15 protein-coding genes are annotated in these 15293 nt (G+C 50.4%); 7 read left to right on the top strand and 8 right to left on the bottom strand.

What is annotated here, in order from left to right; all coding sequences use genetic code 11:
• Window positions 1-144 precede the first annotated feature (144 nt).
• Genes corA through AAGR08_RS22585 form a run of 4 tightly spaced genes read right to left on the bottom strand, consistent with a single transcriptional unit; the run spans window position 145 to window position 2662 of the window.
• Window positions 145-1113 carry a magnesium/cobalt transporter CorA gene (gene corA, locus AAGR08_RS22600; protein WP_345830322.1) on the bottom strand — a complete coding sequence of 323 codons (969 nt, stop codon included), beginning with the start codon at window positions 1111-1113 and terminating at the stop codon, window positions 145-147.
• Window positions 1114-1156: 43 nt separating this feature from the next.
• Entirely contained in the window at window positions 1157-1627 is a 471-nt protein-coding gene (locus AAGR08_RS22595) for a GNAT family N-acetyltransferase (RefSeq protein WP_345830321.1), read from the bottom strand.
• A 50-nt stretch (window positions 1628-1677) separates the two neighbouring features.
• On the bottom strand, window positions 1678-1998 hold the full coding sequence (locus AAGR08_RS22590; protein WP_097098210.1) for an AzlD domain-containing protein: 321 nt from the start codon (window positions 1996-1998) through the stop codon (window positions 1678-1680).
• Complete coding sequence (locus AAGR08_RS22585; RefSeq protein WP_345830319.1) at window positions 1988-2662, bottom strand: AzlC family ABC transporter permease; 675 nt, start codon at window positions 2660-2662, stop codon at window positions 1988-1990. Before AAGR08_RS22585 ends, AAGR08_RS22590 begins: the two co-directional genes overlap by 11 nt.
• A gap of 102 nt (window positions 2663-2764) precedes the next feature.
• Between AAGR08_RS22585 and AAGR08_RS22580 the strand changes: the two genes are divergently transcribed.
• The 4 genes from AAGR08_RS22580 (at window position 2765) to AAGR08_RS22565 (ending at window position 5121) form a co-directional block, all read left to right on the top strand.
• Window positions 2765-3313 carry an XRE family transcriptional regulator gene (locus tag AAGR08_RS22580; RefSeq protein WP_097098212.1) on the top strand — a complete coding sequence of 183 codons (549 nt, stop codon included), beginning with the start codon at window positions 2765-2767 and terminating at the stop codon, window positions 3311-3313.
• Between the two features lie 139 nt (window positions 3314-3452).
• Window positions 3453-3974 carry a GNAT family N-acetyltransferase gene (locus AAGR08_RS22575; protein WP_097098213.1) on the top strand — a complete coding sequence of 174 codons (522 nt, stop codon included), beginning with the start codon at window positions 3453-3455 and terminating at the stop codon, window positions 3972-3974.
• Window positions 3975-4043: 69 nt separating this feature from the next.
• Window positions 4044-4229 carry a tautomerase family protein gene (locus AAGR08_RS22570; RefSeq protein ID WP_007886101.1) on the top strand — a complete coding sequence of 62 codons (186 nt, stop codon included), beginning with the start codon at window positions 4044-4046 and terminating at the stop codon, window positions 4227-4229.
• Window positions 4230-4380: 151 nt separating this feature from the next.
• The gene (locus AAGR08_RS22565; RefSeq protein ID WP_097098214.1) at window positions 4381-5121 is read left to right on the top strand and encodes a GntR family transcriptional regulator; all 741 of its coding nucleotides are present in this window, start codon (window positions 4381-4383) and stop codon (window positions 5119-5121) included.
• Here the strand turns inward: AAGR08_RS22565 and AAGR08_RS22560 are convergent.
• From AAGR08_RS22560 to AAGR08_RS22545, 4 genes are all read right to left on the bottom strand, one after another.
• On the bottom strand, window positions 5108-6088 hold the full coding sequence (locus AAGR08_RS22560; protein ID WP_345830315.1) for a PfkB family carbohydrate kinase: 981 nt from the start codon (window positions 6086-6088) through the stop codon (window positions 5108-5110). The genes AAGR08_RS22565 and AAGR08_RS22560 overlap by 14 nt on opposite strands.
• Complete coding sequence (locus tag AAGR08_RS22555; RefSeq protein WP_345830828.1) at window positions 6075-7091, bottom strand: ADP-ribosylglycohydrolase family protein; 1017 nt, start codon at window positions 7089-7091, stop codon at window positions 6075-6077. The genes AAGR08_RS22560 and AAGR08_RS22555 overlap by 14 nt, the downstream gene beginning before the upstream one ends.
• A gap of 23 nt (window positions 7092-7114) precedes the next feature.
• On the bottom strand, window positions 7115-8389 hold the full coding sequence (locus AAGR08_RS22550; RefSeq protein WP_345830313.1) for a nucleoside permease: 1275 nt from the start codon (window positions 8387-8389) through the stop codon (window positions 7115-7117).
• A 192-nt stretch (window positions 8390-8581) separates the two neighbouring features.
• Window positions 8582-9958: an aldehyde dehydrogenase family protein gene (locus tag AAGR08_RS22545; RefSeq protein ID WP_097098218.1), complete on the bottom strand. Its 1377-nt coding sequence runs from the start codon at window positions 9956-9958 to the stop codon at window positions 8582-8584.
• 480 nt (window positions 9959-10438) lie between these two features.
• Here AAGR08_RS22545 and AAGR08_RS22540 point away from each other — a divergent pair, with 480 nt between their 5' ends.
• The 3 genes from AAGR08_RS22540 (at window position 10439) to AAGR08_RS22530 (ending at window position 15164) form a co-directional block, all read left to right on the top strand.
• The gene (locus tag AAGR08_RS22540; RefSeq protein WP_007886110.1) at window positions 10439-11368 is read left to right on the top strand and encodes a RepB family plasmid replication initiator protein; all 930 of its coding nucleotides are present in this window, start codon (window positions 10439-10441) and stop codon (window positions 11366-11368) included.
• Window positions 11369-12985: 1617 nt separating this feature from the next.
• Entirely contained in the window at window positions 12986-14185 is a 1200-nt protein-coding gene (locus AAGR08_RS22535; protein WP_345830308.1) for an AAA family ATPase, read from the top strand.
• A gap of 7 nt (window positions 14186-14192) precedes the next feature.
• Window positions 14193-15164, top strand: a complete 972-nt coding sequence (locus AAGR08_RS22530; protein ID WP_345830306.1) for a ParB family protein — start codon at window positions 14193-14195, stop codon at window positions 15162-15164.
• The last annotated feature ends 129 nt before the right edge of the window (window positions 15165-15293 follow it).

The raw sequence follows: 15293 nt of genomic DNA, 5'->3' as shown, positions 1-15293 counted from the left end.
TTTTAAAGCCGTATCCGCCCTCAGTTTTTCGCTTTGCGCAGCGGTGACGTTATTTTGCATGGCAAGCAGCGGAACGCATCCTGAGCGGTCCATTGCAGACCGCTGTGATAATAAAAAAGTCTGAATAAAAAAGCGTCTGATGCGTTACAGCCAACTCGCTTTTTTCAGCCGCCACCACATCACACAACAAATCACTACCGTTACGCCCACCACCGCCGGATAGCCAAAGTGGGTATGCAATTCGGGCATATCGGGGAAGTTCATGCCATACATGCTGAAGATAATTGTCGGTACGATCAGAATTGCACCCCAGCCGGCAAGTTTTTTATTCACTTCACTTTGCTGCACAGATACCAGCGCCAGATTCACCTGCATGGCGCTGGTGAGCATCTCACGCATGTCTTCGGCATCGATCATTACGTGATGCGCATGATCCTGCACATCACGTAGATAGGCGCGCAGATTTTTCGGAATGATATCTTCATGGAATCGCACCAGCTGCTGGCAGATTTCTGTCACCGGCAGCGCCGCGTTGCGCAGCGCCAGCAGTTCACGCCGCAGATGATATACATTTTGTAGCGCATCGCTGTCGAAGCGGGTAGTAAACATCCCCTCTTCAAGTCCACCAATGCGCTCATTCAGTGATTCGGTGATTTTGCTGTAATTATCGACAATAAAATCAAGAATACAGTAGAGCGCATAGCCCGGTCCGTCACACAACATCGCGTGATTTTTCTCTGCTTTGCTGCGAATTTCCGCATAGCCCTCTGATGAACCATGACGCACGGTGATCAGGAAGTTTTTACCTAAGAAGAAATGGGTTTCGCCAAAGCTGATGCGTTGTAGATCGTCCATATGTGCAGTTTTCACCACGATGAACACGGAATCGCCATACTGTTCAATCTTGGGTCGCTGATGTGCCACCAGCGCATCTTCGATTGCCAGTTCATGCAGGCTGAATTCCTGTTGCAGCGTCTGCATAAAGGCCGGGTCGGGCTGATATAACCCCATCCAGACGAAGGAGTTCTCCTCTTTGAGCACTTCGCTAATGTCGGCGACATCGACATGCTCTTCGCGCTTGCCGTGACGATAGGCGACGCAGTTGATTACCATATTTGGCCGGTCCTTGTTGTTTGCACCTTGAATCATAATAGCCTTAAAGATCGCGAACCATTTCAACGCAGGCGAGGTCGGCCTGGGCCAGCGCCGAGGGATAAAGCGCTTCGCGCACCACGCTAAAACCGTGGCGCTGATAGAAACTACTGGCATTAGGGGTGGCGGCAAGCGTCAGTTGGGAGAAGCCGCGCTTTTTCGCTTCATCGATAATCGCCTGCATGATAGCGCTAGCGTAACCTTTGCCGATGCAGGCGGGCAGCGTAAATATGGCTTCAACGCTGCCGCTGTGGAGATCGAGAAAACCGGTCGCAGCCACGCCGTGTTCCGGATCATCGATAACGTAAAACGGATTGCTTTTCACCGCCTCGAAATAGCCGAGGGGTAACGTATCGGGCGTCCATGCCGCGATAACGTCAGCCGGATAAACCGTTTGGCAACCGTGGCGAATGGCGAGATTACGAATGCGCCACAGCGCGGCGGTTTCATCGCAGCGGGCTAAACGCGGTTTCATTGCTCCTCCTGATGGCTATTAATCTGTGATGCCTCACAGTAGCAAAATTATCAGGGGACGCCTAAATAACGCAGCAAGGCGGTCATCAACGCCGCGCCAATGATCACCAGAATCAATGGTGTGCGGCGCCAGGCGAGAAATACCGCAAACAGTACGCCTGAGATGCGCGCCACGCCGGCGAAATGGGTACCTTCAAATAGTGCCGTCGTCACCGCCACCGCCAGCAGCAAAACCGTGGCCGCGTCCGAAAGCATATTGCGCGCGCGATCGGACATCTGCATGCGGCTTCCCAGGCGATAACCGGCAAAGCGGATGGCATACGTTCCTACCGCCAGCAGCGCTATACCAGCAACGATCAGATTATTTTGCATTTTTACGCTCCCGCCAGCTGAGTAAGCCCAGCAGTGAAAACAGCACCGGCATGCCAGCTGGAACAAACGGCGTTGCTAATACGGATAATGCGGTGCCAAGGGTTGCTGGGATCAGCGTGCGACGCTGACGCAACGCCGGGAAAATCAGGGCGATCAAAATCGCTGGAAATACCGCATCAAGACCAATCGCCGAGACATCAGGAATAAAGCGCCCGATCACCGCACCGCCGATGACCGTCAACGGCCAGACAGTGAAGATCCCTAATCCACAAATCCAGTACGCCGCACGACGCTGAGCCAGCTTTGGTTGGGAGATCCCAAACACGACGCTTTCATCATTCATGATGTGGCAGCCCAGCAGGCTGCGACTGCCCTTGCCGACTAAATCCTTTACCGCGATACCGAATGGCAGATGACGGGCGTTGACCAGTAAACCCGCTGCGGCTGCCGTCAGTGGACTACCACCGCCCGCGACAATACCGATAAACAGAAATTCCGACGCGCCCGCTAGCACTAAGGTTGAGAGTGCAATGGGTACCCATAGCGGAAAGCCTTCAGCGGCCGCCAGTGAACCATAAGAGAGCCCGACAATGCCATCGGCCAGACAAACCAGAATAATTGCTTTGATTACACCGCGATCAAGCGGCACTGCACCCAGACGCATCACAATTTCATCTCATATCGAACAAGAAAGACGTTATAATGAACGCACCACGAGTGTTTTACAAGATGAACAAATTGTTCGATATAAAGAACAGGAGCAGGTTTGACCACGCCAATTGACATTATTGCTGTTGGATTATTGCGCGAACGCCAGCGCGCGGGGCTATCGATAACCGAAGTAGCACGTCGAGCGGGGATCGCTAAGTCAACGCTTTCACAGCTTGAGGCGGGCAATGGGAATCCCAGTCTCGAAACGCTATGGGCACTTTGCGTGGCGTTGAACATACCTTTTGCACGGCTGATGGAGCCTGAAGTTAAGCGCCTGCAGGTGATTCGCCGGGGCGAAGGGATGGTGGTATCAGCAGAGATGGCGGATTATCAGGCTGCATTGCTGGCAAGCTGTCCGCCCGGCGGACGGCGCGATCTTTATCTGATTACCAGCCAGCCTGGCGCACCGCGCGCCTCAAAACCTCATCCTCCGGGATCGGTAGAACATATCATTATTGCGCGCGGCCGGGCGCTGGTGGGCCCTAGCGATGAACCTGTCGAACTGCATCCCGGCGACTACATCTGCTACCCCGCTGACGAACCGCATGTATTCGAAGCATTAGAAGCGGACACAATGGCTGTACAGTTGTCGGAGCAGAATTAAGGGCGGCCCTCTATCGTAAGGTGCGCATTGATGCGCACCCGAAAATATCAATCCATCACAATTTCCTATTGTTAAACCCGGTGATTAGCGTGCGGCCTGATGGCATGCTGTGATTTTCTACGCTGAGAATCAGGAACATATGGACATCATTCCCGCTCGACCTCATCACGCTGCTGCCATTCAGAAAATCTACGCCTGGCACGTAATACACGGTACTGCGACCTTTGAAACCGAGCCGCCCTCTGAAAGCGAAATGCAAAATCGCGTGCTGGATGTGCAGCAGCGCGGCGGGTTTTGGCTGGTGGCACAGGAAAATGATCGCGTGCTGGGTTACTGCTATCTTGCACCGTATCGCCCGCGCTATGCCTATCGATTTACGCTGGAAGATTCGATTTATCTCGATACGGAGCAAACCGGTAAAGGCATTGGACGTGCGCTGCTGCAAAAAGCCATCGCACTGGCTGAAGCGGCGGGGTTTCGTCAGATCATCGCGATTATTGGCGATAGCGCCAATGAGGGCTCGCTGGGATTACATCGCGCTCTCGGGTTTGAGCACACTGGCATAATGAAGTCGGTCGGTTTCAAACATGGCCGCTGGCTCGACACCGTGGTGATGCAGCGTTCACTTGGTCTCGGAGACAGCCAACCGCCTGAACGTTAATCGCAATGCCCCTGCACGGCTGGCCTGCGCTGAGGTATGCTGAACCTCCACCATTAAGGAGATGCAGATATGCCCGAAATCGTTGTGTATGCGGCGGAAGGTCGTACGGTTGAGCAGAAGAAGAAATTATTGCGAGCGGTCACCGCGGCGGTGGCGGATTCGTTTGAGATCGATGCCAATTCGGTGACGGTTTCCATCATCGAAACGCCAAAACACCATAAATCAAAAGGCGGCGTGCCATTTGACGAGCGGTGAAAGTAGTTAAAGTGTGAAAAGCCCCGCTGGGGCTTTTATTGTTTTTAAAGCATTTATTAGTGATATCCATGCTAATCGAGTGCTTCGCACGCGCCGAAAAGTCAGTATCATAGCGTTCTGCCGCTTACTGGAATGAGTGATCTATTTTGCTATGACCAATCAAACTGCACTATTTTCGCGGCTGACTTCAATCCTTGCCGATGAAAGCCGTACCCCGCTGTACAAACGCTTCGCCACCGCAATTAAAGATGCGGTGCGTGAGGGAATGTTAGTGCATGAGGAGATCCTGCCAAGCGAACGCGAATTTAGCCAACTGCTGAACATCTCACGTATCACCGTGCGTAAAGCCATGGATTCCCTGGAAAAAGAGGGCGTGGTGCTGCGCTCACGCGGCTATGGTACGCAGATTTCCAGCCAATTCGAATATTCGCTGAAAGAGCCAAAGGGTTTGTCACAGCAGGCGGTTTTGCGCGGCAAAAAACCTGATACGGTGTGGATCAACAAAAGCAAAATTCACTGTAGCGCTGAGATTGCTGAGAAGCTGGGACTGAGTATTGGTAGCGATGTCTATCTGCTCAAGCGTATTCGTTATGTCGACGAACAAGCGGTATCGGTTGAGGAATCCTGGGTACCGGCGCGCTATATAGCCGACGCGGATGCGATTGGTATTTCGCTTTATGATTACTTCCACCAGCAGCAAATTCTGCCGGTGAAATCGCAAAGTCGAGTAAGCGCTCGCATGCCGGACGAGGCGCTCCAGCAGCAAATCGCCCTGCCCGCCAATGTGCCTGTTCTGGTGATTAAGCAACTGGCAATGGACGCACAGGGCAATCCGCTGGAGTACAGCATCAGCTACTGCCGCAGCGATATGTACGTGTTTATTGCTGAGTAAAACGCTGTTGCCAATAGGCGCTTAACGTGGCGCGATCGGGCGCACAATCGCCGCCACGCTGCGATACCACGTAAGACGCCACCACGTTGCCCAGCGCAACGCTTTCCGCCAGTGACCAACCTGATGCCAGTCCCGCCAATAAACCACCAGCGTGGCTGTCGCCTGCGCCGATGGTATCCACAACGTTGGTAGCCAGCGCCGGGATCCAACCTTGCGTATCTGCGTTAACGAAACCGGCACCTTCGCTGTCCAATCGCACCACCATTGCACCAGCAAAACGTTGCTGCCAGCACGTCATCAACTGCCGAGCATCAAAAGGTTCAGGCTGACCGAGACGCTCATACCACAGCAGTTCCGCCTCCTGTCTGTTCACTGTAATCAGTGGATGGCATGCCATAATCTGCTCGAACTGTGTATCGCCGATATCCGCCAGACGTGGGCCGAAATCCACCAGCAGCTGATAAGGTCGGCTTTGCTGCTGCAGCCAATCAATCAATACATCACCGCTTTTGCTGGTCAGCTGGTAGCCGGAGAGATAGATCCAGCGATTGATCGGCTGCGGGAGTGTGCTAAGCAACGTTGCATCCCACAGATTTTCCACGCCGCTCACCGACAGAAAGGTGCGTTCACCATCGGGTTCAACCAGCGCCAGGCACCAACCGTTATCGCCTTTCGCCGTTTCCAGCACGCTGTGAATACCGTATTCCGCTAGTTTCTGACGAATAATGCTGGCCCAAGTGCCAGTGCCCAGCGGCAGCGCGTTGATCGATGGAATCCCCAGGCGATGCAGCGTAATCGCCACATTCAGCGCGCATCCGCCTACATTGACGCCCTGCTGCTGAAGTTCAATATCGCTGCCTCGATGGGGCAATGAGTAAGCATCTGCAATCACATCAACCACCGCTGCACCTACCACGCATACCGGCAGACGGCCTTCGAGTCGCGCCAGATCGTCAGGCGTTAGCATAGGCGGCCTCCCGCTGCTGACGGAAACGGGTGAAAGCGGCGCTATAGCGGGTGAAATCCAGTGCGTTGGCAGCGTCCAACTCGGCTTTCAATTCGCTATCAATGCTATCGATGCCATTCAGCGCACCACAGATGGCGACCGCCATCGCGCCAATGGTGTCGGTATCACCACCGAGATTGGCACACAGGATCGCGCAACGATTAGGATCGGTCTCAGCCAGTTCCACCATGGCAATGGCTGCTGGCACTGATTCAATGGTGCTGGTTCCAGTGCCAACCAAATCGTAAATCTGCTGCATGGTCGATTCCACACCCCTGCCCTGCTTCACCACATCCAATGCCAGCTCCAAACGTGCCGCCATGGAAGCGCTAAAAGTGGTCACCCGCTTTTCCTGCGCTGCACGTGCGATAGCGGGAAGCTCATCACGAATGGATGTCCAGCCCGCACCGTCAATGGCACGGGACACCGCCCAGGCAATGACTGTTGCACCGGAAATGGCTACGTCAGATTTATGCGTTGGACTCGACGCCAGCGCGACGGCATCAATAAAGGCTGAAAGATCATGTGCAGGTAGCAGACAGCCGAGCGGAGAAACGCGCATCGCTGCACCGTTTGTCATACCGTTGTTTTCAAGCTGGGATACTGGAGTGCCAGCTTTCATCGCGTTAAGCGCCATTTTGGAGGTGGGCCCCAGTACGTTCTTATTGAACGCATCAAACGCCTCCGCCCACTGCAAAATATTCGCTCCAATGGTTTCCGCATTGATCTCGCCCTCGTGAGTTACGATGGCATCGGCCAATGCCAGCGCCATCGACGTATCATCAGTAAAAGAGGCACGGCCAAAATAGCAGGCGGCATTATTTTCAGCCGGCCCGGGCAGAAACCGGTCGATCCAACCGAAGTGTTGCTTTACGCGGGATCGCGGCCACAACTCTGATGGCATGCCCATTGCGTCCCCCAGTGCCTGGCCGTAAAACGCGCCTAAAATCCTTTTTTCTTGCAGTGTCATCGTCATGGTGAAATCTCTTATTTATGGCTTTCAGCCGTTGCTGAGTTATCAAATGCGGTAAGTTCATCGCTGCGCTTTTTGCCGTCGCGGAACAGAACAATAAAGGCGATGGTGATGATTACGATCATCACGCTACCGAACATCCACATGCCGGCCCAGTTAAAGGTTTGCCCGTTGTGCGGTGTGTCATAGGCAAACATTTCCTGCATCAGATACCCGCCAAGACGGTAACCCAACAGGCTGCCGATGCCCTGACAGGCAAGCGTGATAAGACCCTGCGCAGCATTACGCATCGCAACCGGTACTTTCTTATCCACATAGATGTAGGCGGTGATGAAGTAGAAATCGTAGCTAACACCGTGCAGCAGAATGCCCATAAAGAGCAGACCGTAAGTCAGCATGTTTTGATCGCCGCCGAACACGAAGAACACATAGCGCAACGCAGCGGTGGTTAAACCTAGTAGCAGCACTTTGCCGATACCAAAGCGCTTGATGAAGAATGGCAACGCCAGCAGGAAGAAAATTTCTGATATTTGACCCAGCGTCATCCAGCCGGTTGCATGCGGCAAACCGACCTCCGTTAAATAACCTTCAGCAAAGATGTAATAGAACGCTAAGGGCATACTGAACAGGAACGAACAGACAAAGAAGACGAGGAAACTCCGATCTTTTAATAAATGCAGTGCATCGAGACCGAGCGCAACGCGAACACTGAATTTGCCGGTGCTTTTGGGTTCAGTTGCCGGCAATGTTAATGCAAATATGCCCAATATCAGCGAGCTTGCAGCGGTGATCAGTAACGGCACGTTACTTGCCGAGATGTCGCCATATCCCAGCAGTGGCGGCAGAAAGCCGCAGACAATACCCGATGCGATCCAGCCAAGGGTTCCCATTACGCGAATGCGTGGATAATCTCGTTCCACATCCGCTACGTGTGAAAATGCGATGCTGTTGGTCAACGCAATGGTTGGCATATAAGTCAGTGAATAGAGCAATAGCAGCGGGAAGAAGCCGCTAAAATGCGTTTGCTGGGCAGCAAAGAACATCAGAATTGCGCCAACGATGGTGAGAAGCGACAACACTTTTTGTGCCTGGAAAAAACGATCGGCCAGCGATCCCACCAGGATCGGAGACAATATGGCCGCTATTGAGGTACAGGCATAGCACCAGGCAATCTCAATCGGCGAAAAGCCGTTTTTACTGAGAAATGCCCAGAGCGGTACAAACCATGCGCCCCAGATAAACCACTCTAAGAACATCATGAACGACAGTTTTGGGATTGTTGTTTTCATAAATAGGACTCCCCGGTGTAGGTGAGGCCAATCTAGCACCACAAATAATACCTTTATAATACCATTGGTGGATTTTTTGAACTCGTCCACAAGATTTTTAACCAGTGGGCAACCGCGTTGAGCAGGAAATAAGCGTTGAGGGGAAGGTGGTAAATGAGAAAGTCAGGGCGCGATAGCCGCGCCCTTGAAGGCTTAGCGGCGGTTTTTCCACACTGTCTGAATGTTACAGAACTCGTGTACGCCAAAACTGGAGAGTTCACGGCCGTAACCACTTTTCTTCACTCCACCAATAGCCACTCGTGGATCGGATGCGCCGTTACCGTTGATGAATACGGCCCCGGTTTCCAGCTTTTCTGCCAGCTCATTAGCAACGGTTTCATTGCTACTCCACACGGTAGCGCTCAGACCAAATTCGCTGTTATTGGCGAGCTCCAGAGCGTGTTGTGCATCGCGAGCCACCGTTATGGCTGCAACCGGTCCAAAAATTTCTTGCTGAAACGCGGTCATTGCAGGAGTGACATCCGCGAGGATCGTCGGCGCATAATAGTTACCTGCGCCTTCAATTTTATGGCCGCCTAAGACCAAACGAGCTCCTTCCTGAAGGGTTTGCTGAACCTGATGATCCAATTCATCACGCAGATCGTAACGCGCCATCGGGCCGATGTAGGTTTCTTCGTCTAAAGGATCGCCAATCTTGAGTGCCTGCACCGCAGCGCTAAAACGCGCCTCAAACGCTTCTGCAACGCTCTCTTCAATAATGAAGCGCTTGGCCGCCATGCACACCTGTCCGGTGTTCTGGTAGCGTCCTGTGACCGCTGAGGCCACTGCTGCGTCCAGGTCGGCATCCGCAAGCACGATAAATGGATCTGCCCCACCGAGTTCTAACACGGTTTTCTTCAGTACCGCACCGGCTTGTGCCGCAATAGCTCCGCCAGCACGTACGCTACCTGTAACCGCGACGGCAGCGATACGTGGATCTTTAATGGCCGCGGATACGCCTTCGTTATCGACGTTAATCACGGTAAAACCGCCTTTAGGCAGATCGGTGGCATCAAACAATGATGACATCAAGTTGGCTGAGCCCATCACACTTGGAGCATGTTTCAATACATAGGTGTTACCTGCCAGCAGCATGCTGACTGCACCGCGCAGAACCTGCCAGTATGGGAAATTCCATGGCATAACCGCGAGGATCGCGCCGAGAGGCCGAAACGATTGCCATGCCTGCTGGTTTTCTACCAGTGTGGGTTTATCTGCAAGGATCGCTGGGCCGTGTTCGGCGTACCAGTCACAAAGGTTGGCACATTTCAGTACTTCTGCCCGCGCCTGAGCAATGGGTTTACCCATCTCTAACGTGGCCATTTTCGCCAGCTCATCCTGGCGCTGGCGGATCTGTTCAGCGAGCTGACGCAACACTTTCACACGCTGGGGCATGGCGGTATAACGCCATTCAGCAAATGCATCTGCGCTTTGTTGCAGTGAAGCCTCAAGTTCAGCAGGGCTTTGCAGTGTATAGGTTGCGAGGATTTCGCCGTTAGTGGGATTGCGTGAGATAACGTTGTCAGTCATGAAAGATGTCCTCGTCATAGTGAAGTGATGTTCAATGCCGTCCACCTTACGCCGGGCACAGGTTTCTTAAAAATGAATAATAATGAGGAAGTTGTTCATTTAATGAGAATCTTAAGGATCTTTATTGCACACAACTGATGTTTTTAAGGGATCGGATGAGATGTTATGGCGATGACGCTGTTTTACGGTTATTGCCGCGCCAAAGCCGCTGCAGACTTGAACTTATCCAGTTATACAGTGAATAGATCTTAAAGAAAGATCATATAGAGATCTAAAAGAGATCCTAAGAGATCCCCGATCGTCGCAGCCCGCACCAGACAAGGCCTCAGAAGGTGATCGCGTTCACTATAATGAGTAAAGCATCCACTGTAGTCAGTAGTTTATTCACTATAGAGAGTAGAATGTTCACTATAAACAGTGTTAATGTTCACTGTAATCAGAAAACGACCCTTTTCATCCACAGAATGAAGATCTCAGGCTATGGCAGATAAAGAGAGTGAAAACAAGGCGTTACTCGAGCCTTTTCTGTCGGTGACAAAAAATAGTGGTGAAGTTATTCAACTCCACCCAAATAAAAATAACACCGTACAACCGGTCGCTTTGATGCGCCTGGGTCTGTTTGTTCCTACGTTGAAATCGACCGCGCGCGGTAAGTCAGGTGCGATGGCATCGACCGATGCGACGAAAGAGCTTAAGAACCTTTCATTAGTAAAATCAGAAGGTTATGAAAAGATTACCATCACTGGCGCACGGCTGGATATGGATAATGATTTCAAAACCTGGGCCGGCATCATTCAGTCTTTCTCTCGTTATCCCTCTAAGGGTGATACCGTGACGCTGCCATTTATTGATTTTGTTAAGATGTGTGGGATCCCATCAGCAAACTCGTCAGCCGCATTACGTAAGCGTCTGGACGCGTCTTTACGACGTATTGCGACCAATACCTTGTCCTTTGAAGGTAACGGTAAAGCCTACCACACTCACCTCGTGCAATCGGCGTATTACGATCGTGAAAAGGATCTGGTACGAATCCAGGCTGATCCAAAGCTATTTGAACTCTATAATTTCGACCACAAAGTTCTGTTGCAGCTGCGCGCCATTTCGCGTTTGAAGCGCAAAGAGTCAGCGCAGGCGTTGTATACCTATCTTGAAAGTTTACCGACCAATCCGGCGCCAATTTCCCTTGCGCGTCTACGTATGCGTCTCAATTTGGGATCTAAGACCACAACGCAGAATCACGTAGTACGCCGTGCGATGGAGCAATTGAAAGAGATTGGCTATCTTGATTATTCGGAAGTGAAACGTGGTCGCTCGGTGTTCTTTATCATCCATAGCAGAACGCCAAAGCTGGATGGGATCAGTAATCTTGAAAGCATCGATTCGCTGGAAGATATCGAGTTCGAAGAGTGATTTCCCCCATTCACTGTAATCAGTAACCCCTCATCCGGCAGTGTCACTTTTTGTGCAAAAGTGACATCTGCTCTTTTCATAACGTTCACTGTAATCAGCAGTTATTTAGCTGTTCACTGTAATCAGTTGTGTTCACTATAATCAGTAATTCAGCTCTATCTCAATTCCATTATCTGTCGTGGAAGTGGTAATTGTCCCATTATTACTGAGTTATATTGATAGTGAGTACTTACAAGGGCGCTGATATATTATCGCATAGCACCCTTCACTTCACGTTTACCGATCACAGTGAACGTTAAGATCACCCGCTAATTTTACCGATTACAGTGAATGATACCAATGACATTATTTACTGACTACAGTGAATAATAATGGTTAACTTAATGATTTATAACACTAAAAATTAATCTTCTTATTCGGGTTTACTGTAGTCAGTACCTTCCCTGTTAATACAAACAGTAAAAGTGACAGGGTTGGTCATAGCACTGATTACAGTGAACATTAGCGATATCTCAACGCTATAGTGAAAAGAGATTACTGTTCGTTTTGGAAGAATGCTGGCGTCCTGAATCTGTGCGTCACGCTGTCACTGATTACAGTGAATGTTATAGTCATAGCGCCTGCCCTCCCCCTTTTGCGCACGCCCTGCCGTTTCACAGACTCGCCCAATTTTACTGAATACAGTGAACGTTCGGCTACATGCCGAACGAGCTGAATGTACTGATTACAGTGAACACTTGCAGCAATGCTCTGGAGCGGTGGATGGAACCACTAAGAAGTGCGTGCTGATTACAGTGAATATGCGCTTTCCTTTATCGCCTTCTCCCTTGCGATGAGTTCATCCAACGGTTAAGGCTTTAAACCTGATCTACTGAATACAGTGAATCTTTGCCGAAATTGTAAAACCACTTATTGCTGATTACAGTGAACGTTGTTCTCTATGTCATCACTTTTACTGATTACAGTGAATGGGCTTGTACAAGCCAACTTTGCTTTGCTGATTACAGTGAATGTTTAACCTGCCCTTGAGTGTGGTTTTACTGACTATAGTGAATCCCTGATACCTCCTCATTGCCAATGCTACTGATTACAGTGAACGTAGAAAACGCGAAGAGATGATCATCAAGAGTTACTGATTACAGTGAACACGATCTCCAGGCATCTAACAGATGCTACTCAGGCTTCATGCTTCTTCCTCGAAAGTATGGCCACTGATTACAGTGAATGTTCATCAGATTATTGCTGATTATAGTGAACCGTGTACTGAATACAGTGAACGTTAAGGGAGCCTAGACAAGCTTTGCTGATTACAGTGAATGTTCTCAGATTTCAGCCGCAACTGCCCTATTTCATGCTTACGGCAAGCAGTGACAAATAGAAGTGACTACTGATTACAGTGAACCTTTGATTCAATGAGCAAGTAATGCACGGTTTAATTTTGAACAATAAAAGGCTGAAGACTAAAAGGTGTGCACTGATTACAGTGAATGTTTGGCTTAAATCGTTCTCAGCCAAGGTATTTCCTCAGAACTGAATGTTCCTGTGCAGAAGAGATATATTTGCCTCGTGTGCAGGATTTATGTATAAAGTCATAAATCCTACATGTGTGGAGCAAGTATGGCTAACGATGAGAAGCAAGTTCTGAAAGTTGCACAACGTTCAGAAAGAATGCTGATGAGTTTGACCGAGCAAATTCAAGCGCAGAAAGAAGAGTTGCAGGAAAACACTTTTTATCAGGTTTACGCGAAAGCGGCGTTAGCCAAACTGCCAAAGCTAACGCGTGCGAGCGTTGATTACGCCGTTAATGAAATGGAAGAGAACGGTTATCCGTTCGATAAGCGTGCTGCAGGTAGCTCAACCAAGTATGCCATGTCGATTCAAAATATTATCGATATCTATCATCATCGCGGCGTACCCAAATATCGTGACCGCCACCCTGAAGCGTTCAGCATTTTTGTTGGTAATCTGAAAGGTGGAGTATCGAAAACCGTTTCTACGGTCTCTCTTGCTCACGCACTCCGCGCGCATCCACATTTGTTATTCGAAGATTTGCGCATTTTAGTTATCGATCTTGATCCACAATCTTCTGCAACGATGTTCCTGAACCACGAGCGTTCAGTAGGATTAGTTGAGGCAACTGCCGCCCAGGCTATGCTGCAAAACGTGAGCCGTGAAGAGTTACTTAACGAATTCATTGTTTCATCAATTATTCCAGGCGTGGATGTGCTGCCCGCTTCTATTGATGACGCCTTCATCGCCTCACGCTGGGAAGAGCTGTGCGCCGCGCATTTGCCGGATCATAACGTCCATGCTGTGCTCTATGACAATGTAGTAGCCAAGCTGAAAAAGGATTACGACTTTATCTTTATCGATAGCGGACCGCATCTGGATGCCTTCCTCAAAAATGCCATTGCCGCTTCAGATTTGTTGATGACGCCGGTTCCACCCGCGCAAGTGGATTTCCACTCTACGCTGAAGTACCTGACGCGCTTACCTGAGCTGATAGGCATCATTGAAGAATCAGGCGCGGCCTGCCGCTTGCAAGGCAATATCGGCTTCATGTCTAAACTATCTAATAAAGCCGACCACAAGCTGTGTCACAGCCTGGCGAAAGAAATTTTTGGCGGCGATATGCTTGATGCAGCACTGCCGCGTCTGGATGGATTTGAGCGCTGTGGTGAGTCGTTTGACACCGTTATCTCAGCCAATCCATCAACCTATGTAGGCAGCACCGAAGCTTTAAAGAATGCGCGTTCAGCAGCGGAAGATTTCGCTAAAGCCGTATTTGACCGTATTGAATTCATTCGCCTGAACTGAGGTTATTATGAGCGCAAAAAGAATCACGATTGGCCGCACCTTCAGCCAAACTCCTTTGCAGACTGAGGAAAGCGCCGATGGCCATTCTCAGACTTTCATTCTTTCAACGGGTAAACGTGCGCTGTTCACACTTGAGCACATCACCGCGAAAGAGATTGAAGAAAAAACCTTCGTTAAAATGGAAACCAATGGCCGCGATCAGTCTGGCCTAACCCCTGAATCACTGCGCGACATTATCCGCACCATCAAATTGCAGCAATTCTTCCCGGCTATAGGTGTGAAGCGCGACGATCGCATTGAAATTCTGGACGGCTCCCGTCGTCGTGCAGCCGCGTTGCACTGCAAAACTGGGCTGGATGTACTGGTCACAGAGGTTGCTATTACTGCTGATGAAGCGCGCCGGTTGGCCCAGGATATTCAAACTGCGCGTGAACATAACCTGCGTGAAGTGGGTATGCGTTTACTTTCCCTTAAGGACAGTGGCTTGTCACAAAAGGAAATCGCGCAGAGTGAAGGCTTATCGCAGGCTAAGGTTACCCGAGCCCTGCAGGCCGCTAGCGTGCCGCTGGAGCTGGTGACGTTGTTCCCCAATCACTCGGAACTCACCTATCCTGATTACAAAGCATTATTGCAGGCTTACGAGAAATTGCAGGAAACGGGCCAAACGGTAGATGCGCTGATCGATACCATCGGGATGGATGTCGATACTGTATGTGCGCGCGATGGGTTAGCGGAAGATGAAGTCAAGAATGGAATTCTGCGCCTGGTGCGTAATGGCAGCCAAACGCTAATGCAGTCTCCAGCGAAAGATAAAGTTGTTGCCACCCCGCTTTGGAGCTTTGCCGATAAAGATCGCTTTGCGCGCAAGAAAACGCGCGGCCGCATGTTTAGCTATGAGTTTAACCGCCAGTCCAAAGAGTTGCAGGAAGAGTTGGATAGAGTGATTAATGAGACGCTCAATAAATACCTTAACCAGTGATGACAATGCCGCCTTCGGGCGGTTTTTTTATACCTTCTTCCACTCTCGCCAGCACTATTTCATCGCTAACTGTATGAATTATCAATTATCAACGAAAAAATTTCAGCCTGAAATCGCCAACATTTCAAG

This window comes from Pantoea sp. BRR-3P, assembly GCF_039621635.1.
Taxonomy (GTDB): Bacteria; Pseudomonadota; Gammaproteobacteria; order Enterobacterales; family Enterobacteriaceae; genus Pantoea; species Pantoea floridensis.
Note: the sequence above shows the minus strand (reverse complement) of the source record. Positions and strands in the feature narration are given on the sequence as shown.

Coding starts and splice junctions, on each gene's coding strand:
- corA (WP_345830322.1), bottom strand. CDS start 1,113: ATGGTAATCAACTGCGTCGCCTATCGTCACGGCAAGCGCGAAGAGCAT.
- AAGR08_RS22535 (WP_345830308.1), top strand. CDS start 12,986: ATGGCTAACGATGAGAAGCAAGTTCTGAAAGTTGCACAACGTTCAGAA.
- AAGR08_RS22550 (WP_345830313.1), bottom strand. CDS start 8,389: ATGAAAACAACAATCCCAAAACTGTCGTTCATGATGTTCTTAGAGTGG.
- AAGR08_RS22595 (WP_345830321.1), bottom strand. CDS start 1,627: ATGAAACCGCGTTTAGCCCGCTGCGATGAAACCGCCGCGCTGTGGCGC.
- AAGR08_RS22565 (WP_097098214.1), top strand. CDS start 4,381: ATGACCAATCAAACTGCACTATTTTCGCGGCTGACTTCAATCCTTGCC.
- AAGR08_RS22545 (WP_097098218.1), bottom strand. CDS start 9,958: ATGACTGACAACGTTATCTCACGCAATCCCACTAACGGCGAAATCCTC.
- AAGR08_RS22530 (WP_345830306.1), top strand. CDS start 14,193: ATGAGCGCAAAAAGAATCACGATTGGCCGCACCTTCAGCCAAACTCCT.
- AAGR08_RS22585 (WP_345830319.1), bottom strand. CDS start 2,662: ATGCGTCTGGGTGCAGTGCCGCTTGATCGCGGTGTAATCAAAGCAATT.
- AAGR08_RS22560 (WP_345830315.1), bottom strand. CDS start 6,088: ATGCTAACGCCTGACGATCTGGCGCGACTCGAAGGCCGTCTGCCGGTA.
- AAGR08_RS22570 (WP_007886101.1), top strand. CDS start 4,044: ATGCCCGAAATCGTTGTGTATGCGGCGGAAGGTCGTACGGTTGAGCAG.
- AAGR08_RS22590 (WP_097098210.1), bottom strand. CDS start 1,998: ATGCAAAATAATCTGATCGTTGCTGGTATAGCGCTGCTGGCGGTAGGA.
- AAGR08_RS22540 (WP_007886110.1), top strand. CDS start 10,439: ATGGCAGATAAAGAGAGTGAAAACAAGGCGTTACTCGAGCCTTTTCTG.
- AAGR08_RS22575 (WP_097098213.1), top strand. CDS start 3,453: ATGGACATCATTCCCGCTCGACCTCATCACGCTGCTGCCATTCAGAAA.